The sequence below is a fragment of the Leisingera aquaemixtae genome (genome assembly GCF_019801145.1).
Taxonomy (GTDB): domain Bacteria; phylum Pseudomonadota; class Alphaproteobacteria; order Rhodobacterales; family Rhodobacteraceae; genus Leisingera; species Leisingera aquaemixtae_A.
Map to the genome: position 1 here is coordinate 1 of NZ_JAHVJQ010000019.1, position 23,353 is coordinate 23,353.

General features: G+C 64.9%; 18 protein-coding genes. 14 read left to right on the top strand and 4 right to left on the bottom strand.

Features of this window, described 5'->3' with window-relative positions; all coding sequences use genetic code 11:
• The coding region (locus KUW17_RS22625) for a calcium-binding protein (RefSeq protein ID WP_222482570.1) at window positions 1–731 on the top strand (731 nt) is incomplete at its 5' end.
• 117 nt (window positions 732–848) lie between these two features.
• Here KUW17_RS22625 and KUW17_RS22630 read toward each other — a convergent pair.
• The 3 genes from KUW17_RS22630 to KUW17_RS22640 form a co-directional block, all read right to left on the bottom strand.
• Window positions 849–1,775 carry a glycosyltransferase family 2 protein gene (locus KUW17_RS22630; RefSeq protein ID WP_222482571.1) on the bottom strand — a complete coding sequence of 309 codons (927 nt, stop codon included), beginning with the start codon at window positions 1,773–1,775 and terminating at the stop codon, window positions 849–851.
• A 138-nt stretch (window positions 1,776–1,913) separates the two neighbouring features.
• Window positions 1,914–3,167: a right-handed parallel beta-helix repeat-containing protein gene (locus KUW17_RS22635; protein ID WP_222482572.1), complete on the bottom strand. Its 1,254-nt coding sequence runs from the start codon at window positions 3,165–3,167 to the stop codon at window positions 1,914–1,916.
• 77 nt (window positions 3,168–3,244) lie between these two features.
• A complete protein-coding gene (locus tag KUW17_RS22640; RefSeq protein WP_222482573.1) occupies window positions 3,245–3,922 on the bottom strand; it encodes a sugar transferase in 678 nt (225 codons plus the stop codon).
• A gap of 587 nt (window positions 3,923–4,509) precedes the next feature.
• Between KUW17_RS22640 and KUW17_RS22645 the strand changes: the two genes are divergently transcribed.
• From KUW17_RS22645 to KUW17_RS22705, 13 genes are all read left to right on the top strand, one after another.
• Window positions 4,510–6,780 (top strand): Wzz/FepE/Etk N-terminal domain-containing protein, encoded by a 2,271-nt coding sequence (locus tag KUW17_RS22645; protein WP_222482574.1) that lies wholly within the window; start codon window positions 4,510–4,512, stop codon window positions 6,778–6,780.
• Window positions 6,781–6,840: 60 nt separating this feature from the next.
• Entirely contained in the window at window positions 6,841–7,830 is a 990-nt protein-coding gene (locus tag KUW17_RS22650) for a DUF6492 family protein (protein ID WP_222482575.1), read from the top strand.
• 292 nt (window positions 7,831–8,122) lie between these two features.
• A complete protein-coding gene (locus KUW17_RS22655) occupies window positions 8,123–9,916 on the top strand; it encodes an ABC transporter ATP-binding protein (RefSeq protein ID WP_222482576.1) in 1,794 nt (597 codons plus the stop codon).
• Window positions 9,917–9,928: 12 nt separating this feature from the next.
• The gene (locus KUW17_RS22660; RefSeq protein ID WP_222482577.1) at window positions 9,929–10,801 is read left to right on the top strand and encodes a sulfotransferase; all 873 of its coding nucleotides are present in this window, start codon (window positions 9,929–9,931) and stop codon (window positions 10,799–10,801) included.
• Window positions 10,798–11,970 carry a glycosyltransferase family 4 protein gene (locus KUW17_RS22665; RefSeq protein ID WP_222482578.1) on the top strand — a complete coding sequence of 391 codons (1,173 nt, stop codon included), beginning with the start codon at window positions 10,798–10,800 and terminating at the stop codon, window positions 11,968–11,970. The genes KUW17_RS22660 and KUW17_RS22665 overlap by 4 nt, the downstream gene beginning before the upstream one ends.
• Window positions 11,967–14,333 (top strand): glycosyltransferase family 4 protein, encoded by a 2,367-nt coding sequence (locus KUW17_RS22670; RefSeq protein WP_222482579.1) that lies wholly within the window; start codon window positions 11,967–11,969, stop codon window positions 14,331–14,333. Before KUW17_RS22665 ends, KUW17_RS22670 begins: the two co-directional genes overlap by 4 nt.
• Complete coding sequence (locus KUW17_RS22675; RefSeq protein WP_222482580.1) at window positions 14,323–15,699, top strand: O-antigen ligase family protein; 1,377 nt, start codon at window positions 14,323–14,325, stop codon at window positions 15,697–15,699. Before KUW17_RS22670 ends, KUW17_RS22675 begins: the two co-directional genes overlap by 11 nt.
• The gene (locus KUW17_RS22680; RefSeq protein ID WP_222482581.1) at window positions 15,668–16,639 is read left to right on the top strand and encodes a sulfotransferase; all 972 of its coding nucleotides are present in this window, start codon (window positions 15,668–15,670) and stop codon (window positions 16,637–16,639) included. Before KUW17_RS22675 ends, KUW17_RS22680 begins: the two co-directional genes overlap by 32 nt.
• Window positions 16,636–17,607: a UDP-glucuronic acid decarboxylase family protein gene (locus KUW17_RS22685; protein WP_222482582.1), complete on the top strand. Its 972-nt coding sequence runs from the start codon at window positions 16,636–16,638 to the stop codon at window positions 17,605–17,607. Before KUW17_RS22680 ends, KUW17_RS22685 begins: the two co-directional genes overlap by 4 nt.
• A gap of 3 nt (window positions 17,608–17,610) precedes the next feature.
• On the top strand, window positions 17,611–18,456 hold the full coding sequence (locus KUW17_RS22690) for a glycosyltransferase family 2 protein (RefSeq protein WP_226431633.1): 846 nt from the start codon (window positions 17,611–17,613) through the stop codon (window positions 18,454–18,456).
• Window positions 18,449–19,420 (top strand): glycosyltransferase family A protein, encoded by a 972-nt coding sequence (locus KUW17_RS22695; protein WP_222482583.1) that lies wholly within the window; start codon window positions 18,449–18,451, stop codon window positions 19,418–19,420. Before KUW17_RS22690 ends, KUW17_RS22695 begins: the two co-directional genes overlap by 8 nt.
• Window positions 19,401–20,582, top strand: a complete 1,182-nt coding sequence (locus KUW17_RS22700) for a glycosyltransferase family 4 protein (protein WP_222482584.1) — start codon at window positions 19,401–19,403, stop codon at window positions 20,580–20,582. Before KUW17_RS22695 ends, KUW17_RS22700 begins: the two co-directional genes overlap by 20 nt.
• A gap of 162 nt (window positions 20,583–20,744) precedes the next feature.
• Window positions 20,745–21,884 (top strand): glycosyltransferase family 4 protein, encoded by a 1,140-nt coding sequence (locus KUW17_RS22705; protein ID WP_222482585.1) that lies wholly within the window; start codon window positions 20,745–20,747, stop codon window positions 21,882–21,884.
• Between the two features lie 51 nt (window positions 21,885–21,935).
• Here the strand turns inward: KUW17_RS22705 and KUW17_RS22710 are convergent.
• Window positions 21,936–23,353 (bottom strand): LamG-like jellyroll fold domain-containing protein (locus tag KUW17_RS22710; protein WP_315899422.1); only part of this gene is annotated, 1,418 nt, incomplete at its 5' end.

Sequence of the window (23,353 nt, forward strand, 5' to 3'; positions counted from 1 at the left end):
GCATCATGAACGTGAACGCGCCGGACGGCTGGCACCGGCTGAGCGACGGCAGCCAGAACATCGGCGGCGACTACACCACCGCGCCTGCGCAGAACCTGTCTGCCGACGAGCTGTGGGGCTTTGAAGCGGGGGCCAGCGGCACGCTTGGCGATGGCGGCGGCGAGCCCGACGATCTCAGCGGCGACAACTTTATCATGGGCAGCGATGGCCAGGATGACTTTTTCGGCGGCAGCGGCAATGACACCATCGACGGCAGAGGCGGCAGCGACCAGATAGGCGGCGGTGCCGGCAAGGACTTGATCATCGGCGGAGACGGCGGCGACACGCTGCGCGGCGGCGGCGGCCGCGATAGGGAGCGCGGCGGCAGCGGCGACGATGCGCTGTACGGCGGCCGCGGCAACGACGTTCTGCGCGGCGGCAGCGGCAACGACGACCTGCGCGGCGGCGGCGGCAAAGATGCTCTGCACGGCGGCAGTGGCAGCGATACCCTGCATGGCGGCGCGGGTGCGGATACGCTGGTGTTCTCGGGCGGCGCCGATCTGGTGGCCGACTTTGAAGCTGGCGACCTGATCGATCTCAGCGGCGTCTCCGGGATCACCGGCTTCGCCGACCTGCAGGCCAATCACCTCTCCGGCGGGTCTGAGGCGGTGATTTCGGATGGCCTCGGCAACACGATGACGCTGGCAGGTGTGGCTGAGGGTATGCTTGACGCCAGCGACTTCATCTTCTGACCGCCGCGGGGCTGAACCGGAGCACAGTCCCGGACCATGCGCCCGGGCTGTTGCAAGCGAGCACGGGATCCCCGGCCGGGGATCCCGCCGTTCTGAAGGATTGCGCCGGCAGCGCCTTTACGGCTTCGACCGGGAATACTTGCGCACAGGCTTCCTGCGCGGCCGGAATTTTTTCCGGATGCGGCGGGCCAGCAATGCCCCGAAGGCACCGGCACGTTGTGAAAAGGGAATGTCCCTGACCAGCAGGACAGCCTTCATGTATTCCTCGACACCGCTCTGCAGGTAATAATTATACGACCGCGCCCTCCATCCGGCGGGCCTGCTGACTGCTGCATCGGGATCGAACCATTGCAGAACCGTTTCATCGGTTATGTTGGCTTGCCGTGAACTGCCGCCGTGCATGCGGCGGAAGAACTGAGGCTCCCCCTCCGCGCAAACGATGGGCCCGATCAGTGCGCATTCGGCCAGGAAGAACAAGTCGGAGCTGACATAGCTGCCAACCAGCCGCGTCTTGGCCAGGGACGCTTTCCGGAACAGGCCGTAGACCTCAATCATCGCACCAATGGAATCCAGTGTCTGCACAAGGCGCGCCGAGGCATTTTCAGCCGTGGCCACCACCGTCCTCTTCGGCCGGTCAAGGATGTTCGAGTTCTCATCAATGAATTCGAACTTCGGATAGACCAGCATGGGCTCGGCATCGCGGCGTTCATACTCGCTGAGGCACAGGGATAGAAATTGCGGTCCCAGAACGTCGTCATGGGCAAACCACTGAAAAAATTCGCCGGAGGCGGCAAGGAAGGTGTAATTGTGGTTCTTTGCTGCCCCGATGTTCCGGGGATGGCGCACATATTTCACCCGGGGATCCGCCGCGGCAAATGACTTGCAGATATCCGGGGTCTCATCGGTCGAGGCATTGTCGGAAAGGATCAGCTCGAAGTCTTCGAAATCCTGGGCGAGGACGGATTCGATCGCCTCAGCCAGGTACCTTGCGCCATTGTAGACAGGCAGGCCGATACTGACTTTTGGAGCACCCGTTTCAGACATTGCCTAATTCTGCCAGTTGTACGCAAAGCCGCATTTTTCCGTCCGCCTTGAAGATGGGTGTGCTCCCTAGCCGTTGCGTTGCCCCGTCAGGGCGCTTGCAAAGCGGGGAGCTCAGGACCGGAACAGCCAGACCGGGGATCACGGGGAACGGCTCCCGGCACCGGCATCAAAGCCCCACAGCTCATCGGCAGACAGGTTCTGCGCAGGCGCGGTTGTATAGCCGCCGCCGATGTTCTGGCTGCCGTCGCTCAGCCGGTGCCAGCCGTCCGGCGCGTTCACGTTCATGATGCGCGCTTCGCTGTCCACATTCCGGAACGTCAGATCCGACCAGGTGATGTTGTAGCCGTCCTTGATCAGGAAGGCCACGCCGATATCCTCGAAGGTGGTGTTGGTCACCGTGATGCCGTGCGGAATATAGCTGTCGGCGGTCGCGGCCGTGACCTTGCCGGTGTAATCCGTGAAGGTGGTCACGATCGCATTGCCCGACCCGGCGATATGGACACCGTCTAGCAGAATGTTGCTGTTCACATGCGTGCGGGTCAGGTCGCCGGCATCATGGATCGGGGACTTGATGTCCATCGCGCTGAAGTTGTTGTAGAACACCGTGTCCTTGACCACCGCGTTCTGAAAGCCCCCGGTGGTGTCGATCCCGTCCCGGGTGTTGTTCTCAAACAGGCTCTCGATCACCCGGGTGCCGGAAATGTCGCCATCGAGCGTCTTGATGCCGTCGCCGACCGAGCCCTCGAAACGGCTGCGGTAGATCAGCGCGTCCGCCACGTCGCCGCTCATCCGCAGCTGGGCACGCGCGCCGGTGAAATGGGTGCCTTCGACAATCAGGTTGGCGCTGTCGTGGACATCCAGGAACTGTCCGATATTGCCCGAGAAGGTGCTGTTGATGACCGTGACGTTGTCGACACCGCTGATGCCGATCGCCCGGGCCCGGTGGAAATCGACGCCGCGCTCCGGTTTGAGGCCCTCGAAATCGGTGTCGGGGGCGCCGCTGGCGGTGATCGTGATGTTGTTGAGGGTGCCGCCATTGCCCATCAGGATCGTGCTGCGGTCCGAGGCATCGGTATTCTGCAGGTCGAAGCCGCCGCCGTTCCGGGCCGCCAGGGTGACGCCGTCGGGCAGCTGGATTCCCGCTCCGGCATTCAGGATGTACATATGGTCGAGAACCAAATTCTCGCCCGGGCGGATTGTCTTCGCCGCAAACCGGGCGAATTCGTCCGTCACATCCCCGCCGGGCTGCCAGTTGAGGTCGCTGGAATGGAAATTGCGCGCCGTCGAGTGCGACCGCCCCGCCTCGGGCACAACACCGGCAATGACGGCCAGCACGGCACTCGAAGCGGCAAATGCCAGAAGCAGTGCATGCGGAAAACGAAAGGCCGTCATCGGGAGCTGCTTCCTACTGCCAAAGCTGCACACCCGCCCGCCGGTCAGCTGGAGCGGGCGCGGCCCGGCGCGCCGTTTCAGGATTCCGAGTGCGGCGCAAAGATGACTTTGATTGTTTTGACCAGGATGTGCAGGTCAATCCGCCACCCCATGTTGCGTATGTAATAGTCATCGAACTCCGATTTCTGGCGCACCATCTCAATGCTGTCCGTGTACCCTTGTATGACCTGCGCATAGCCGGTTATGCCCGGCTTCACCGCCCAACGCAGCGAATAGAACGGAATCTCGGCAAGATAGGTCTGCTTGAACGCGGCCAGTTCCGGACGCGGCCCGACTAGGCTCATGTCCCCGTTCAGGACATTGAGAAATTGCGGGGTTTCGTCAATTTTCGTGCGCCGCAGCCAATGCCCCAGCGGCGTGATGCGGTGCCGCTCCAGAGAATCGTCGGCCCCGCGCTGCTTGGAGCCCGCGGACGTCATCGACCGGAACTTGATCATGACGAAATCCTTGCCGTCCTTGCCGGTGCGCCGCTGCGTGAAGAAGAGGCTGCCCTTGTTCCAAACCGGATTCAGGACAAGCAGCACGCCGCAAATCACGAGCAGCAGAGGCAGCGCGAGCAGGCTGACGGCAATGTCGAATATCCGTTTTGATACAAGGAATGATCTGCCGCCCGCGTAAGAAGCCAAGCTTCGGGCCCGGTCTGGCGACGGCCCCTTCACGAGCTCTGGCGATGAGAGCCCCGATATCTCTTTCATGTCCCCCCCCCCAAAGCGAGGTCAATTAACCATCCCGCAGGAAATTCGCGGGAAACTCAAAAACACTGGCCCCTTTAAAACAGTGTAGGGCCAGTTACCCTTCCCGCAAGAAATTCGCGGGAAACTCAGATGTATTCGCCTTTAGACGCAGGTGGTGCGGGAAATTGGCAGCCTCATGACCCGAGCCGAGCATGAGCAAGTCAATCTGATCCCTAATCCCCCAAGCCGAGCCTTATCGGCGCACCGTTAATTTTATCAAGCCGGCCGCGAGAAGGGAAGTCCGGAATGCAGGCCAGGCCGGAGCGCCCCGCCGCCGCCGCTGCAGAGCAGCCCTGTTCAAAGGCCTTCCGGCACCCCAAGGCAGGCGGATCTGCCGCAAGCGGCTTCAATCCAGCCGGAGACAGTTTGTTGCATGGAACTTTGGCTTATCGGGCACCGGGATATATATAAAGGCATATGCCGCAAGTTTTGAGGCCAGTTAACAAGTTGCGAGGCCAGTTAAAGTGAATAGTCTAGGATCGGGTCAGGCAAGAGCCCCCGAGTTTGAATCATTCGACCTTGTATATGAAAATCCAGCCGATAACGGCTTGAACCTGCGGGAAATCGCGGCCCTCATGTGGCGGGGCAAGCTCTCGATCCTGGGCTGCGGGCTGATCGGGATGCTGATCGGCATCGTCATCGTGGCCCGGCAGGAGCCGGTCTACACGGCCTCCACCAGCATCCTGTTCGAGCCCGAGCCGGTCCAGATCGTCGATCTTTCAAATGTCCTGAGCAAACCGGAAAGCGGAACCACGATCGGGAACCAGATTGAGATCCTGAACTCGACCACCTTGCTCGAACAGGTGGTCAAGCGCCTCGAGCTCGTCACGCTCGATACAGACGGCACGGTTGCGGCGGCCCCCGAGGAGACACCGCAAAGCGGCCTGTCCCTGGCCAAGGAGACCGTCAATGACGCGCTGGAGGCACTCGGGCTGGCCGCCCCCGCCCCGGCCGCCGAGGCGGTGCCGCCGACAGCGGAGGAGCAGTATGCCCAGGGCATGCGCAATGCAATCGGCCGCCTGCGCGCGAACATGGGCATTTACCAGGTCAATGGATCGGGGGTCATCGAGGTCAGCTACTCCTCCCTCGATCCGGCACAATCCGCCAGGATCGTGAACACGGTCGCAGATGAATATATCGCCTTCCTGAAGGCCTCGAAGAACCGGGATGTCGTCACGGTGATCGAATTGGTCGACGAACGCATCAAGGAACTGAAGAAAAACGTCGCCTCATCGGAGGAAGACCTGGAAACCGCGCGCTTGGAGCTGGCCAACAGGCAGGCCCAGAGCTCGCAGATGACAAGCGTCCAGCTTACTGCCCTGAACCAGGAGCTTGCCTCGATCCGCCTGCGCATCGCGGAATCCCGGGCCCGCCGGGACCGGGCAAGGATGGCTCTCGCCGCCGAGGAGAACCTCTGGACGGTCACCGAGTTCCGTGAATCCGCCCTGATCGCGGAGTTCCGCCGGCGCGAGATCAGCATCCGCGAGAACATGGCCGGCGACAATGCCATCGCGGGCGGCAGCGCAAAGCGGAACAACATGCGCAACTCGGCCCTGCTGGAGCAGCTTTACGAGAGCATCCGCGAAGAGGCCGGCTATATCGTCGCGGCTCTCGAATTCGAGGTGGAATCGCTCGAACAGCGCGAAACCCAGCTCGAAGGCATGGTGCGCACGCTCGAGGTGACGGCGATCGAGCAGACGGCGGACGAGCTTGCCATCGAACGGCTGGAGCGTGAGGTCCTGTCCAACCAGACGCTGCTGCAAACCTTTGTCACCCGGCAGAAGGAAATCACCGAACAGGCCAGCCTGCAATCGGCTGGCGCCCGCATCCTGTCGTCGGCCGACGCGCCCTCGAGCCCGGATTTCGAGGTAAGCGCCCGCACCATGCTGGGCACGGTCGGCGGCGGCCTGTTGCTGGGCTTCCTTTGGCTTCTGATCCGCGAGCACACGAGCCAGGTCATCAGGGAGCCGCGCGATCTGGCCGACGTGTCGCAGCTTCCGGTGCTGAACTCGATCCCGATGACCGGCATGCGGCGCAACCTGCAGACGCTCGGCAAAAAATTCATGTCGCGCCCGAAGAGCCTGCTGTCGGAAAGCATCCGCAATCTGCGGACAAGCATCCTCTACAGCGACCCGGCCCGCGAGCCCAAGGTGGTGATGTTCACGTCTTCGGTTCCCGGCGAGGGGAAAAGCTCGCTTTCCTTTCTGACCGGGCTCGCCAGCCAGGGCACCGGCCGCAGGACCATCCTGGTTTGCTGCGACTTCCGGGATGACCAGAATGCCATCGTCTACTCCAAGTTTCCGGGGGTCACCGAACAGGACCAGGGCCAATGGGGCGCCTCCTTTCTGCGGCGCAACCGCTTGCTCCGGGACAAGCGTCCCGGATTGGCCAGCTATCTGCGCAAGGAGTGCACACTCGCGGAAGCGCTCACCAGGGAGCCGGGCTCGGGCCTGGATATCCTCGCCCTCTCCCGGTCCGAAAAGCTCTGCGAAAGCCCGGCCGACATTCTGTCTTCCGAGCGGTTCACCGCTGTCATCGAGCAACTGCGCGAAGAGTACGATCTGGTGATCCTTGACACCCCGCCGACCCTGGCGGTGACGGACGCCCGGCTGCTGGCAAGATTGTCGGATACGGTCATCTACCTGGTGCGCTGGAACCACACCAGCAAGAACGCCGTGCGCGAAGGGCTGCGCGAGCTGCGCTCGATGAATGCGCATGTCTCGGGATGCGTCTTCACGCTGGTGTCGCAGTCGCAGGCCAGAAAGTACACCGACAACGAGTTCACCTACAAACGCCGCTACGGCAGCTATTTCAGCTAGGGTGCCCGTCATCAAACGAAGCGGCCCGATTGAGCGGGCAGGCGGCCAGCGGCGGTTCCAATGACACAGAAAATAACGCTCGTTACTGTGGTGTATCTGGAGGAGCTCAGGAACCTCAGGCTGCAGGCTCAGTCCGTGGCTGCGTTTTTTGAGCCCGGCGACATTTCTGCAATCCATATCATCGTCAATGACCGGCAGCAGCAGGAATGCAAGCGGCTGGTCCGCGAAATGGTGCCCCTGTACGGGGAGCTTGCGGACCGCGTCCGGATTGTCGAACCGGAGGAAATCATCTCGAAGCGGGCCGGCGGTTTTGCCGGCGCCGTGAAGCGTGCGGTGATTCACAACCGGGACAGGATTCCATTCCGGGTCAAATCCGGGTGGCGGGGCAATAACGGGTGGCTCATGCAGCAGGCTTTCAAGCTCTGCGCCGCCAGGCTGGTGCCGGACGGTTTTGTCCTGATACTCGATGCCAAGAATTTTTTTGTCAGCAAGGTGAGCCGGTCCGATTTCATCTCCGAAGAGGGCAAGGCTCTCAGCTTCCTCGAAATGCCTGGCAAGGCGCACCGGAAGTGGCTGAAGAATTCCTTCCGCACCTTTGGAATTCCCGCGCCGTCCGATGCGGCGCCCATTCCCCCCAGCACAACGCCCTATTGCGTCCGGGCGGATGTTCTGAGGGGCTGCCTGGCCGGGGTCGAGGAAAAGCTGGGACCCGTTCAGCTGTATTTCGGGCATAAGCCGCTGGTCAAAGGGGCCGGATGGAAAGCGTCGGAATTCATGCTGATTTACGCCTATGTCACTCAGCGCCATGGCGCTTGGCCGAACCTGTTCGACGAGGGGCTGCAACCCGTGGCCGGGATCAGCCGGAAGATGGATGACGAAACGGTCGACAGCATGATCACGCTGGTCGAGAACAGATCCCGGAACGTCTTCTCGGTTCACAGCACGCGGGTGCACAACCTTCGGCCGGATTACCGGACTCGGATCCGGAAAATACTGGAGGACCGCGGGCTTGCCGCAACCGGGTCGTTCCTTTTCCGCCAGGAGCCTTGATACTTGCCCGAACAGAAACAGTCTTAGTAGGGTATTTGCCAGTACGGTTGTGTTGCGGGGCGAAAAGGCTGTTTGGATTGTGCAGCCCCGGCTGTCCTTGTGTGCCGTTAGGAGGAAAAGAGTTCTTGGTGAGTTTCCGCGTCCAAATGTTCGGGCAGTTTTCCTATCATCTGCTTATCGCCCCTCACCGTGAGCTGACATCCAGCCCTGCCGGTGGGGGTTCGGTATGAAAGGCCTGGGAACCGTCTTTTCCCTTCTGGCGCCCGCAGAGCGCTTGTCGGCTTTAAGGCTGATGCCGCTCATCTGCCTGCGCGGTTTCGCGGAAGTGCTGAGCGTCGGCCTCATCTTTCCCTTCCTCAGGATCATCGGCAATCCGGAGCTGATTGAAGAGAACAGGTATCTGTCGTGGTCTTATTCGGCCGGCGGGTTCGAGAGCGCGGACAGTTTCGCCATCGCCATCGGCGCCGTGTTCGTGCTGGTGCTCCTGCTGAGCGCCGTCATGAAGATACTGACGCTCTACCTGGTGAACCGCTGGCTGGAGATGCGCAAGCACAGCCTGTCGGCGCGGCTTCTGGAGACCTATCTGCGGCAGCCTTATGAATTCATGCTGCAGCGCCACAGCAGCGAGCTGGTGTCGAACATGCTTGCCGAGACCGGGCGCGTGGTGGGCGACGTGTTCCGGTCCCTGTTCAATATCGCGCAGTCGCTGGTGTCGATCTTATTAATGCTGGCCCTCCTGTTCTACGTCGACCCGGCGATCACGCTGCTGTCGCTGGGCATATTCGGCGCCCTCTACTCCATTCTCTTCATGACGGTCCGGCGGCTGACCAACCAGTTCGGCCAGGTCATGTATGATGAAAACCGGGCGCGCTACCGCGTGGCCTGGGAAGCGCTGCGGGGCAGCAAGCTGGCGAAACTGTTCAACCGGGAGAGATCGCTCATCAGCAGCTATCATCCGCATTCCGTCAAGTTCGCGGTGTTCAGCGCCGCATCGAACACGGTCCGCCAGGTGCCGCAGTTCGTCATCGAGCTGTTTGCGATCGGGGGGATTGTCATTCTTACCCTCGCCCTGATGCAGCGCAGCGGCGGGATCGGCAGCGCAGGCATGGCGTCCGTGCTGCCGGTGATCGGCGTCTTTGCTCTTGCCGTCTACCGCATGATGCCTGCCTTCCAGAAGGGCTACACAGCGGTCGTTGCCATCCGCCTGAGCGCCGCTGCCGCCGAGGCGATTCATCAGGATCTGGCCGGCAGCTCCGATCTCCCGGAGCTGCCCGGGTCCGCGATCGACCCGATGCCGTTCGCAAAATCGATCGAACTGCGCAACGTGTCCTACACCTATCCCGGCGCCGCGGAACCCAGCTTGAAGAACATCAGCCTGACCATACCTGCCGCAACGTCTTTCGGCATCGTCGGGCAGACCGGTGCCGGAAAAACGACCTTGCTGGACCTCCTTCTCGGCCTGATCGAGCCCACTGAAGGCGAAATGCTGATCGACGGGCAGAAACTGGATCACGACCAGATCCGCGCCTGGCGGGCCAATGTCGGCTATGTGCCGCAGGAGGTCTTCCTCTACGACACCGGGGTGGCACAGAACATCGCCTTCGGCCTCCCCAAGGCCGAGGTCGATCTCGGCCGCGTGCGCAAGGCGGCGCGGATGGCCCAGATCGACACCTTCATCAAAGAGGAGCTTCCCGAAGGCTACGACACCTTCGTCGGCGAAAGCGGCGTGCGGCTCTCCGGCGGGCAGCGCCAGCGAATCTCCATTGCCCGGGCCCTGTATACCCAGCCGAAGGTCATTGCCTTCGACGAGGCGACAAGCGCGCTGGACAACAGCACCGAGACATTGGTGATGGACCAGATCAGCGAGCTGGCCGGAGAGCGGACGCTGATCATGGTGACACACCGTCTGGCGACCGTGCAGAGCTGCGACACGGTGATCACCCTGGAAGCCGGCCGGATCAGCGGGACCGGCTCCTACTCGGATCTGACAGATCAGGACGGCGCCGCCGGGCCCCGCCGGGCCAATGGCCAGGCGGGGCCCGGGCTGGACGCAGGACCGGCCGCACCGGCCCCGCTCCAGGGATAGGGGAGGCGGCCGATGCAGCATCCCCTGACCGTGGCACGCATCAGGAATTCACTCGAATACCGCATCTCCGCGCAGTCCTTTCAGCTGTTCGAAGGCAGCAAGCGGGTCCTCCACGGCCTGACCAGGGCCCGGCCCAGGGCCACGCTGTTCATCTTCGGCTGCCAGCGCAGCGGCACCACGCATCTTGAGCGCCTGTTCCGCGCCGACCCCCGATCGGTCGTGTTCGGCGAATTCAGCGATCTGTCGATTGACCGGGGCAAGACGGTCTGGCCGCCGCCGCCGGAGCTGCGCGCCCGGCTCAAAGCCGCCCGCGGCCGGTTCGCTGTCGCCCGCTCGCTGCTGGCGTCGCACCGGGCGGCAGAGATCCTCGATGCCGTCGAAGGCGCCCGGGCGGTCTGGATGTTCCGGCAGGCGGATGAGGTCGTTGCGTCGATGATGCGCAAGTGGGGCGGGGATTTCGAGGCGGTGTCCCGGCGCGTCGAGACCGATGCGGGCAATCACTGGGACCTCGAAGACCTGTGGCAGGACATCCATGCCTCGGCCGGTGAGATCAGCGGCGCGGAGCCAGGAAGCGATGCCCGCCAGCGGGATATCTACGCACTCTACTGGCTGCGGCGGAACGAGGAGTATTTCAACCTCGGCCTCAGCGGGGACAGCCGGATCCGGCCGCTGGACTACCGCTCCCTGCTGGCCAAGCCGGACGCATGCATGGGAGCGCTGACGCAGTCGGTCGGGCTCGCGCGGCCTTGGATGGCGTTCCCGCTCACAACCCGCCGGCTCAGCCCCCGGGTCCGTCAGCCGTCGTTCCTGACGCCGCGGATCCAGCTGTTGTGCGATGCGCTCTACGGCCGTCTCTGCAGCGCCGAGAAAGAGGGGGGCCGATGAGCTTGGCAATCGCGACCCAGAATCCGGATGCCGTTGCCGAGACCTATGTCCGGCAGCACATGCGGCTGGTCCGACCGGGCCAGACCGTCGGCATCGGCCTGGCGTGCGCGCAGCCGCCGGCGGCCGCTATTCCCTTCCATTGCGTGCGCCTCCAAGGACAGCCGAAGCGCAACCGGCTCGGGACGGTGGCCAGGTTCCTGCGGACGGGCTACCGCGCTTCGCTGTCGCGGCGGGAGGAGGCCGGGCTCGGGGCGTTCCTGCAGGCCCATGGCACCACGGCGGTTCTTGCAGAATTCGGCACCACCGGCTGCGCGCTGCGTGTATTCTGCCGCCAGGCCGGGCTTCCGCTGTTCGTCAATTTCCACGGTCATGATGCAACGGTCCTCGGGCGGCGGCGGGACATGCGGTTTGCCTACCGGATGCTGGCGCAGAGCGCCCAGGGCTTCTTTTGCGGGTCGCGCCATTTCGCGGGTGTCCTCGAAGGCATCGGCATTCCGGGCCGCAAGATCACGGTCATCCCGTGCGGCATCGAGGTCGGCGAGTTTTCGGCGGACACCCGCAAGGACCCCGGCCTGGTCATTGCGGTGGGGCGGCTCACCCGGAAAAAGCGGCCCGACCTGGCAATCCGCGCATTTGCCAGGGCGCGCCGGGAGCATCCGTCGCTGCGGCTCGAGATCATCGGGGACGGCCCCGAGAAGAAGGCCTGCCGCGCCGTGATCGGCGAACTGGGGCTCGAGGCCGCGGTAACGATGCTGGGCGCATGCTCGCATGACGAGGTGAAGGCGCGCCTGGCCGGGGCAGCGGTCTTCATCCAGCATTCGGTTACCGCGGACAACGGCGATCAGGAAAGCCAGGGGATTTCCCTGCTGGAAGCGATGGCGTCGGGCGCCGCGGTGGCGGTCACCGATCACAACGGCTTTTCCGAGACCGTCAAGCAGGGGGAGACGGGGTTTCTTTCACCGGAGAGAGATGTCGAGGCGATGGCCGCCAGCATTCTGCGGCTGGCCCGGGAGCCGGCGCTGGCACGCAAGCTGGGGCAGGCCGGGCGGGCCCGGGTCGAGGAATATTTCGACGCGCACCGGCTGGCACGGCAGCTCCGCCAAGCGATCTTCGGCGGTGAAGCCCCCGCCGCGTGCCCGCAGCCCGGCCAGCTGGAGGCCGGGACATGATCCGGGTCGCCTTTGGTTCGGTGCCGAAAGACGGCGGCACCTTCACTTTATACCGCAACCTGCGGCCCGAGCTTCTGCGCCATGGCATCGACCTGCGCTGCGTGTCGGCCGGCCGCGATCAGGCTGAGATCACCGAGCCGCCGTTCATCGACGACGGCTGCGTGCAGCTCGCGGCGGGCACGCGCAACCTCAAGCAGCAGGCAATGGCTTTCGCCGAATGGTGCGAAGACAGCGCTGTCGACATCGTGATCGGGGTCAATTCCCCTGCGATCCTCAGCGCCCTGCCGCATCTGCCGGAAAAGATCAGGGTGCTGTCGCGCTGCGCCAACGGCTTTGACGAGGGGTACCGGATGGCGCTGATGGGGCGGGAGCGCATCGCCCGCTTCATCGCCCTGGTGCCCCGGCTGCGGGACGCGCTCACCGGCCGCTACGGCATCGACCCCGGCCGGGTCGACCTGATCCCGAACGGAACATCGGCCGCGCGGTTTGCAGCCGCCGCCGCACGTGCCCGCGGCACCGGCGGGACGCTGTCGCTCGGATTTCTCGGGCGGCTGGAGCACCGGCAGAAGGGCGTCATGCACCTGCCGCCGATTCTGGACCGGCTCGACGCGCTCGGCGTCCGCTACCGTCTCGACATCGCCGGAAAAGGGAAGCACGAGCCGGACCTGCGCGCGGCCCTGGGCAGCCGGACCGCCGATGGCCGGGTGCGCTTTGCCGGCGCATTGCTGCCCGGCGGCATTCCGGAATTTCTCGCCCGCACGGACCTGTTCCTGTTTCCGTCGCATTTCGAAGGCTGCCCCAACGCGCTGCTGGAGGCGATGATGGCCGGCGCGGTGCCGGTCAGCTGGCGGCTGCACGGGATCACCGACTACCTGCTGGAGGACGGGCGGACAGGCCTGCTGTGCAACACCGGCGACACCGAGGCGGCGGCCTCCGCAATCGCGGCGCTTGCCGGCGACCGCGCCCGGTTGGCCGGGATGAGCCGGGCAGGGGCCGCGGCGGCGCGGAAGAGATTCTCGCACACCGCATGCGCGGCAGCGTACAAGGCGCTGATCGAGAAGGTCCTTGCCGAGGCGCCGCCCGCCTGGACTCCCGTCCCCTGGCACCGGTTCGAGCCCGACCCGATGTTCCGCCAGCGCTGGGTGGCGCAGCTGCTGCCGGAGCGGCCCTACAAGGCCCTGCGCGGCATGGCGGCCAGGCTGCAGGGCCGGGGCAGGGCGGCTGCGGTGCCGGCTGCCGGGGCCGCCAAGACTGCCGCCCGGGCGCAGGCCACGATACGGGTTCACCAGATCATCAACAGCATTGACCTGAAACGCGGCGGCGCCGAGCGCATGGCCCGGCTGCTCCACGGCGAGCTCCGCAAGGCGGGTGCCGATGCCCGGCTGGTGGCGCTCGAGGCCTGCGAGACCGGCGGCCTCGACTGCGCCGTCTCGCTGGGGCTGGCAAGCCCCTACGATCCGCGGGCGCTGCTGCGCCTGGGCGCCTATGCGCGCGGGATCGCGCCCAGGGACATCGTGCATGTGCATCTCTTTCCCGCCAGCGCCCATGCCGCCATGCTGGCGCAGGCGGGCCGCCTGCGCGGGCGGCTGGTCTTCACCGAGCACAGCACCTCCAACCGCCGCCGCGGCCACGCCCTGGGCGGCCTGATCGACGACCGGGTCTACCGCGCCTTCGAGAAGGTCATCGCGGTCAGCGGCAGCGTCGAGGCAGAACTGCTCGCCGCCCGCCCATGGCTGGCTGGGCGCACCACCGTGATCGAGAACGGCTGCCCGCTGGCTTTCGGCCGGCTGCCGCAGCGGCCCGCCGGGCCTGGACCGCTGCGGATCGTGTCCGCCGGGCGGCTGACCCCGGCTAAGAACTATGCCACCGCCCTGCGCGCGGTGGCGCGCCTTGGCCCGGCTGCCTGGCGCTATTCCATTGCCGGCGAAGGGGCCGAGCGCGCGGCCCTGGAGCGCCAGATTGCCGAGCTGGGGATCGAAGACCGCGTGGATCTGATGGGCCATGTGGACGATGTGCCGGCCCTGCTTGAGGCGGCGGACATTTTCCTGATCCCGTCGGCGTGGGAGGGTTTCGGGCTTGCCGCCGTCGAAGCGATGAACGCCGGGCTGCCGGTCGTCGCCTCGGATGTGCCGGGCCTGCGCGAGACCGTCGGCCGCGACGGCGCTGCAGCGCTGCTGGTGCCGCCTTCGGATGCCGCGGGCATCGCAGCCGCGCTGCAGCGGCTGGCGGATGATCCCGTGATGCGGCGCAGGATGGGCGCGGCGGGTTTCGAGGCGGCGAAAAAATACGATATCGCCCGTTTCGCCGCGGCGCACAGAACGCTCTACCAGAGCCTGGAAGCGAGGCCGGTCCATGTGGCGTAAGGAACTGACACCGGGCATCAAGCTCTTTGCCGTGTTTGTCTTCGTGCTCGTCGCGGTGCCGAAGGCAAATCTGAAGATCGGCCCGCTGCCGGTCTACCTGACCGATGTCCTTATTTTTCTCCTGCTCTGCTCGGTGCAGAAACTTCCCCCGCTGCCGCGGCGGCGGCGGCTGTATTCAGGCACTGTCAGCACACTCCTCATAATCGCCCTCGCCAGCGAGGTCGCGGGCATGATCCGCTTTGGCACCTTGCTGGATTCTGCCTACATGATGGGGCGCACGGCGCTTGCGTTCAGCGTGTTCTTCCTGGCCGCGGCATACGTGCGGACCCGCGGGGACATCGAGCTGCTGCTCAAGGCCATAGCCGCGGGGGTGATCGTGACCGCATCGCTGATGATCCTCTCCTCCCTGCCCGCGACCCGGGGAATGGTCAGCGATCTGGTCTTTTCACACAGGTTCCTGGAACCGGCGTCCGACCGGCTCCAGCTGAGGCTTGACGGCGCGCCTGAGCGCGGGATCCGGGGGCGGACGCTGGTCGGCGTGTCGATCCTGGGGGCAACCTTCATCAATATCTGCTGGCCCTTCGCGGCCCTGCTGCTGCGCTGGCCCTGGATGATCGGAAAATGGCGCAGGATTGCGTTCGCGGCCTGCCTGCTGGCGCCAATGGGCGTTCTGATGAGCTATTCGCGCGGCCCGCTCATGGCCAGCGCCCTGGTCGTCATCGCCGTCTTTTTCCTGGGTCTCCGGCAGATGAAGCGCGGGATCCTTTTGCCGGTTGCCATCGGCGCAAGCATCGTCTTCTTCATCGGCATAGGCTCACAGGTTTTCTATTTCGAGCGTCTTGAACGCAGCTTCGGCACCATGCTCGAGAGCCCTTACGAGAACACCCGGGAAAGCGAAAGGTCGCTGGCCTATTCCGAACCCTTCACCCATGCCGTGCAGAACCCGGGCTTTCTGCTGGCCGGCGAGGGCGTGGCCGTCCGGTATACGGCATCGGGCATCCGGGCCGAACAGCACGGCCAGGCCACCCATGCTGTTTTCGCGATGGCCTACTATTCCTACGGCCTGATCGCGGCACTGCTCTACATAAGCCTGATTGCCCGCGCCCTGTTCCATGTTGGAACCATTGCGCTGCAGCGGCGCAGGACGCTGGACAAGCTCCTTGCGCAGCCGCTGTTCCTGTCCCTCGTCGCGATCGTGCCCTGGGCCATGTTCGGCCACGCCGCCGTCTCGACCCCGCGCGGGGCCATGCTCCTGTTCCTGATCATTGGCCTCGTTTCCGCAACATCCCTTTTCCGCGTCCCGGCCCGCCGGCGCCCCAGCAGAAGACAAACCCATGGCCACCGTCGTCATCCTGCTTTCGGATAAGCGTTCCGGATCCACCATGTTCCAGAACGAGATCTGCCGCCATCCGGCGGTGGAAACCGCCGCCTATTCGCCGCACCGCTATCTGGAGACCCACTGGTGGCTGATGTCGGCCGTGCTGCTGGATTTGCCGGGGCCGCTGTTTGCGGTCCGGAAACGCTATGACGGCTACGGCAGCCGCAACAATGCGCGCGCGCTGATGGTCGATCTGCTGGCGCGCTGCGCTCCGGGATTCGCTCCGCCCGCGGAAGACCGCGCGCTTGTCTTCGAAGGCTGGGAAGCGCTCTGCCAAAGCAGCCCTGCCCCTGTCTTCTTCGAGAAATCCCCCCAGATTCTTGCCCAATGGGCGGCGCTCACCCTGATGCTGGAGTGGATCGAACAAACCGATTTCACCGTGAAGATCGTCGGGCTGGTGCGGAACCCGCATGGGGTGATGTATTCGGCGGCCAGGCTATTCGGGACGGATCCGGAGACCCGGCAGCTGGCCTGGCTCAACGGCTGCCGCAACCTGCTGGCAATCGAGCAGATGCTGCCGGAAGGCAGCTATATGCGCGTGCGCTACGAGGATCTGACAGCGTCTCCGGAAGCCGGGTTCGGCGGTGTTGCACGGTTCATCGGGATCGCGCCGGACGGCGCGATGGGCTCGGGCACCCGCGCGGGGCCGGAGCAGAAGTGGAAAAACGATGCCGGCTACCTGCTGGAGCTGCATCCGGCGGTCCGGCAGATGGCGCAGCATTTCGGCTATAGCGGCGCTGACCTGGACAACCCCAAGGACCCCGCACAGGGCGCGCCGCAAGCATACCGGCGCAGAACATTCCGCTTCGGGGTCAACCGGCTCCGGGACAGGCTCGTGCAGCCCGCCTTGATCCAGATACGCAACGCCGTCAGGCGGGGCCGGGCCGGGGGCGGCTCTCTGAACAAAAACAGCGAGGATACCAAATGAGCATTAGCAAGCAGATACTGGTAACGGGCGGTGCAGGGTTCATCGGGTCCCATCTCATCGACCGGCTGATCGCAACCGGTGCAGATGTGCTGTGCCTCGACAATTTCTATACCGGCACCAAACCCAATATCTATCATCTGATGGACAACGTGCATTTCGAGCTGATCCGCCACGATGTCACCTTTCCGCTCTATGTGGAAGTGGACTCGATCTTCAATCTCGCCTGCCCGGCCTCGCCGATCCACTACCAGCGCGATCCGGTGCAGACCACGAAAACCAGCGTGCATGGCGCCATCAACATGCTGGGGCTGGCAAAGCGCCTGAAGTGCCGCATTTTCCAGGCCTCGACCAGCGAGGTCTATGGCGATCCCAAGATCAACCCCCAGACCGAAGACTACTGGGGCAATGTCAACCCGATTGGCCCGAGATCGTGCTATGACGAGGGCAAGCGCTGCGCCGAGACGCTGTTTTTCGATTATCACCGCCAGGCGGGGCTGGATATCAAAGTGGCGCGCATCTTCAACACCTACGGGCCGCGGATGCATCCCAATGACGGCCGGGTGGTCTCCAACTTCATCGTGCAGGCCCTCAAGGGCGAGCCGATCACCGTGTTCGGGGACGGCTCGCAGACCCGGTCTTTCTGCTATGTCAGCGATCTGGTGGAGGCAATCCTCCGTTTCATGGACACCCCGAAGGAGTGCCCGGGGCCGATGAACCTGGGCAATCCCGTCGAGATCACCATCAGCGAGCTGGCCGAACGGATTGTCGAGATGACAGGGGCCCGGTCGCAGATCGTGCGCCGCCCGCTGCCCCAGGACGATCCGGTGCAGCGCCGCCCGGATATTTCACAGGCCAAGGCCGAACTGGACTGGCAGCCGGCCGTTCCGCTCGAAGAAGGCCTGAGCAAGACAATCGCCTATTTCGACGAGCTTCTGTCCGGCACGCCTGCTGCAAAGTTTTCGGACTGACCCATGAACATGCATGACCCAATGACCCCGACGCTGGGCGTTGTCGCCATCGCCTACAACGAAGAAGAGGATCTGCCCGGCTTCATCCGGAATCTGATCGGCTGGGTGGACGAGATCGTCATTGTCGACGACGGCTCGACCGATGGCACCGAAAAGATCTGCGCGGATGCCGGAGCCAAGGTCCGCTTCCTGAGCTCGCCCCGCAAGGAGGGTGAATATTACAGCGATCAGCGCAACAAGGGGATCGCAGCCGCAACCAGCGACTGGCTGCTGCACATGGATATCGACGAGCGCGTGTCGCGCGAGCTGGCCGCCGAGATCCGCACGGCCATCCGCGACCCCGGGAAGGACGGCTACCGGTTCCGCAGGCTCAACTGCTTCATGCACCGCCCGATGCGCGGGGGCGGCTGGCAGGACTGGAATCTGATCCACCTGGCCCGGCGGGAACTGTTCCGGTTTGGCGGGATGTTTCACGAAAGCTGCCATCTGGACGCGCCGGATCACCGGGTCGCCCAGCTCCAGGGCAAGATGATCCACTTCAACGAGCACAATTTCGAGAAACGCCTGAAGAAAAGCTCAGTCTATCTTGAAGAAGTGGTCAAGCATGTCGAGGAAACCAACGGGCAGGTCCGCGGCTGGCAGATATTCTGGGCACCGCTCAAGGAATTCCTGAAAAAGTACTTCTACAAGCTGGGCATCCGCGACGGCACCCCCGGAATCATCTCGGCTCTGCATTCGGCGACGGCCGTGTTCCGGGCCTATGCGCTGGTCTGGGACCGGCAGAACCGCGTGCCGCGCGCCGATCTGGAGCGGCAGGTTGCCTGGACGGCCGAGGATCGCGATGGCTGACGGGGATCCCACAGTCTCGGTTGTCATCCCCACCCACAACCGGGAGCATCTGATCTGTGACGCGCTGGACAGCGTTCAAGCGCAGAGCTTCCGCGATCTCGAGATCATCGTGGTGGATGACGGCTCCACCGACGGCACCCGGCAGCGCGTGGCGCAATGGTCGGAAGCGTCGGAGCTTGCCGTCCGCTACACCGGGCAGCCGAAATCGGGAGGAAATGCCGCGCGGAACAAAGGCATCGGCAAGGCGCGGGGCCGCTACGTCGCCTTTCTGGACAGCGACGATCTCTGGCATCCGGACAAGCTCCGCAAGCAGGTGGAGCTGCTCGAGGCACGGCCCGGCTACGGCGCCGCATATACCGGCCTGCGGGAAACCGATGCCGAGAGCGGCGCGGTGATCTCGGAACCGCGGCACGCCTATCCCGAAGGCGACCTGCTGAACGATCTGCTGGTCAGCGATGTGACTGCGCCGACCTCGGCCTGGATTGCGCGGCGCGCCCTGTTCCAGAAGGCCGGCGGCTTCGATCAGGGCCTCATGGCGCGGCAGGACTGGGACATGTGGATCCGTCTCGCGCAATGCGCAAAGATCGGATGCGTGCCGGAAGCGCTGGTCGATCTCCGCCACCATGCCGGCCCTCGGACCGTGTCCGACCCCGCCCGCGAACTTGCTGCCTACCGCCGCATTCTCGAGAAATACGCACCGCTCAGGCGGCAGCGGGGACTGCGCGTCCGCCTGGCCGCGCTGTCCAGCTACCACCGCCGGGCAGGGCGGGTTCATCTGCACTACCTGAACCGGCGCGGCCGCGCCATCGTCCACTATCTGATGGCGCTCGCGCTCTGGCCGCTGGCCGCCGACACCTGGGCCGCCCTCTTGGGCGCGTTCCTTCCGGCCACTCTGCGCAGGCAGCTGCGCACCCGCTGGAACGCCATCTTCGGAGGGACTGCTCTTGCAATTCGAAGCCACTAGGCCCGCGGCCGGAGCGGCGGCATCCGCCTCTGCTCCCAATGTCGCCTATTTCGCCAACCAGTTCGCCGACAGGGCGGGGCACGGCCTGGCGCGCTATGCGCGCGAGCTGTTTACTGCGCTGCGCGGCTTGAACGGCCCCAATATCATTCCCGTTGCCGGGTGGAGTTCGCTGCCCCCTGACGCGTTCGCGCAGCGTGCGGCAGAGACCGGGCTGCGCCTGACCGGGCTGGGGCGCCGCGGAACGTCGCTGCTGTGGACCTTTCTCGACTGGCCGCCGATCGAGACACGCCTCGAACTGCCGGTGGACGTGGTCCACGCGGTTTCGCTGGGCTACCCGGTCGCAACCCGCAAGCCCTTTGCCGTCACCATTCACGATCTGGGCCCGCTCACCCATCCCGAATACTTCCGCAATACACGGCCCTGGGTCATGCAGCGCAGTCTCGACCAGGCGGTCCGCAAGGCCGATGTCATCGTCTGCGTGTCCCAGACCACCGCCGATGAGGTCCGCGGCTACGTCGGCCCGGCAATCGAGGGACGGCTGCGCGTCGTGCCGGAGGGCGTGTCGGAGGCATTTTCCGAACCTGCGGACATGTCGCTTCTGCAGGCGCTGCCCGGCGTGCCCAGCGGCGTGCCGATCATCCTGTCCGCCGGCCACATCAGCCCGCGCAAGAATATCCAGGGGCTGATCAGGGCCTTCGCGCTGGCAAAAGAAGAGATCCCCCACCATCTGGTGCTCGTCGGCGGCCTCGGCTGGGACCATGAAGAGCTGCAGCAGGAACTGGTATCCCCCGGCCTGAAGGAGCGTGTCCACCTGGCCGGTTTTGTGTCCGACGCGGAGCTGCGGGCGCTTTACCAGGCCGCCGATCTCTATGTGCACCCCTCGCTCTACGAGGGTTTCGGCCTTCCGGTTCTGGAGGCAATGGCCAGCGGAACGCCGGTGCTGGCGTCAAACCGCAGCTCGCTGCCGGAGGTTGCCGGCAGCGCCGGACGGCTCACTGACACCACGGTTCCTGAGGTCTTTGCCGCCGACCTCGCCGGCATCTGCCTGTCCCGCCCGGCCCGCGATCAGATGGCGGCTGCGGGGCTGGCCCATGCAAGGCGCTACCGCTGGGCCGATTGCGCAAGGGCCATGGAACAGATCTATGCAGAGCTGGCCCCGTGAAGCGCTGCAGTGGAAAAGGGGCCAGGCTATGAAGGCCGGTGATCCGTTCCTGCCCTGCCAGCCGGTGCTTGCCGGCGTCTCCGGGCCCGCGAACTCCAGAACACTCCGGCAGCGGCAGAAGCCCTTTCCCCGCCGCCGCGCAGCGCGCCGGGGGCAGGCGGCATGAAACTCCTGATCTCCGCAAATACGTCGTTCAATCTCGTCAATTTCCGGGCGGGCCTGATCCGCGCGCTGCAGCAGGAGGGGCATGAGATCGTCCTGCTTGCCCCGTTCGACGAATACACCGCCGAACTTGAAGCAACCGGCTGCCAGGTCGTCGGCTTCCGGATGGACCAGCGCGGGGTCTCACCGCCGCGGGAAGCCGCCACGCTTGTTGCAGCCTACCGCCATCTGCGCCGGATCCGGCCGGATGCGGTTCTCAGCTACACCATCAAGAACAACCTCTACCTGGGGCTTGCGGCGCGGCATCTGGGCATTCCGCTCATTCCCAATATCACCGGGCTCGGGTCGGTGTTTTCGAAACAATCCCTGCTGAACGCCGGCATCCGGAAACTCTACGCGGCCGCCTTCCGGACCGCGCCCGTGGTCTTTTTCCAGAACCGGGAGGACCGCGACCAGTTCCTGGCCGCCGGGATCGTGCCGCCCGGCCGTGCGGCCTTGCTGCCGGGATCCGGCGTCGACCTGGCCCGCTTTGCGGTTCTGCCCATGCCTGCGCCGCCCGGCCCGCCAGCCTTCCTGCTGGCGGCGCGGCTGCTCTGGGAAAAGGGCATCGGAGAGTTCGTCGAGGCCGCCCGCGCCGTCCGCAGAACCTTCCCGGACGCGACATTCCGGATTATCGGCAGGCCAGAGGCCCCGGGCGCCGCGGCCGTTCCGGCGGCAACGGTTTCAGATTGGGCCAAGGAAGGAATTATCGACTACCCCGGGCCGGTGCGGGATGTCATTCCGTACATCCGGTCTGCCGATTGCGTCGTCCTGCCCAGCTACTACCGCGAAGGGACGCCCCGGATTCTGCTGGAGAGCGCGGCCTGCGGCCGGCCGGTCATTACCACCGATATGCCTGGCTGCCGGGACGTGGTGGCAGACGGAACAAGCGGCTTTCTCGTGCGCCCCCGGGATGCCGGAAGCCTCTCCGAGGCGATGCTGGAGATCGCCCGCATGTCCTTGCCCGCGCGCCAGGGCATGGGCGCCGCCGGGCGCGCCTTGATAGAGGCGCAATACGACGAGAGGTTCGTCATTCAATCCTACACCGCCGTTCTGGACCGGCTGGCGGCCAGCGGCGCGCCTGGGCGCGCCGCTGGTTAGAATGTCCGGGCAGGCGGCCTGAAACCGCCGCCCCCCGGGCTCCGCACCGGATCAGAACAGGTCGCCGGCCTGATTGGACACTAGGTCCGGGTCCGTGATCAGAACGTCGGAGATGGTGCCGTCGAAGACGTCCCGGAACCCCGCCTGGCCGGGCTGGCTGGCCCAGCCGTTGGCGCCGACCTGCAGGTGCTCATTGCTGGCAGACCAGTCCATGTCCATGGCAGCTTCCCCGACAAGCTGGTCGTTGACCCACACATCGACCAGCCCGTCCCCGAAGCCGGCTTCGACATCATAGTCCTGGCCGGCCTGGATGTTATCCACCACGAAGACCATCTCATCGTCGGCCTGTTGGAACCGGATCTTGAGCTTTCCGTTCTCGACGTAGCTGGTGAAGTGGCCGCTGTCCGCGTCCGACCCGGCGGCATCCCTCGAGACAAGCCCCTGGCGGCCGCTGACGCTGTCCGCGTTGAAGGTGAACGAGATGTTGGCGCTGTCCGTCTTCAGGCTGTCCGTTGGCGCCACCTCGACCACCGAGCCTTTCCGGCCATCGAATTCGGTAGCCCCGGCCAGCTCGAACAGCACGCTGCCCTCGCCGGAATCCTCAGGCTCGGGCGCTGGTTCCGGTGCCGGTTCGGGGGCCGGCTCAGGTGCCGGTTCGGGCGCGATCTGGCTCTCTTCGGAGGGTGTGGTTGCGTAACCCTCGGTAATTGTGAATTCCGAGATTGTGCCGTCGAAGGCATTGCTGAAGCCGGCCTCACCGGAGCCGCTGGCCCAGCCGTTGGCGCCGATCTGCATGAATTCGCCGTTGCCTGCCCAGGTCATGTCCGACGCAGCTTCGCCGACAAGCGCGCCATCGATCCAGAGCGCAACCTTGCCGCCGCCGAACGCCGCGGTGACCTCGTAGCTGGTATTTGCGGCGATATCGCTGACAACAAATGTCTGGTCGCCGGAATCCGCCTGGAACCGGACTTTCAGCCTGCTGCCGTCGAGATAGGCCGTGAAATGCCCGTCGTTGGCCTCATAGCCGGAGGCATCCTTGGACACGAGCCCCTGGGTCCCCTTCAGGTCATCCGCGTTGAAGGTGAACGAAATGGTGGCGGCATCCGCCTTCAGGCTGTCCGTTGGCGCAACCTCGATCACAGAGGCGTTGCTGCCGCTGAATTCCGTGTCTCCCTGGATTTGGAACAGGACGTTCCCGGTCCCGCCAGAGCCCGTATCAGGAGCGGGTTCCGGCTCAGGCGCCGGCTCGGGCGCAGGTTCCGGTGTCGGCTCAGGTGCCGGTTCGGGGGCAGGTTCAGGTGCGGGCCGGCTGCCGGAATCGCCAAGCGTGCTGCTGGCCCCCGCTTCAAGGCCCCACAGCTCGTCGGCAGACAGGTTCTGCGCAGGCGCGGTGGTGTAGTCGCCGCCGATGTTCTGGCTGCCGTCGCTCAGCCGGTGCCAGCCGTCCGGCGCGTTCACGTTCATGATGC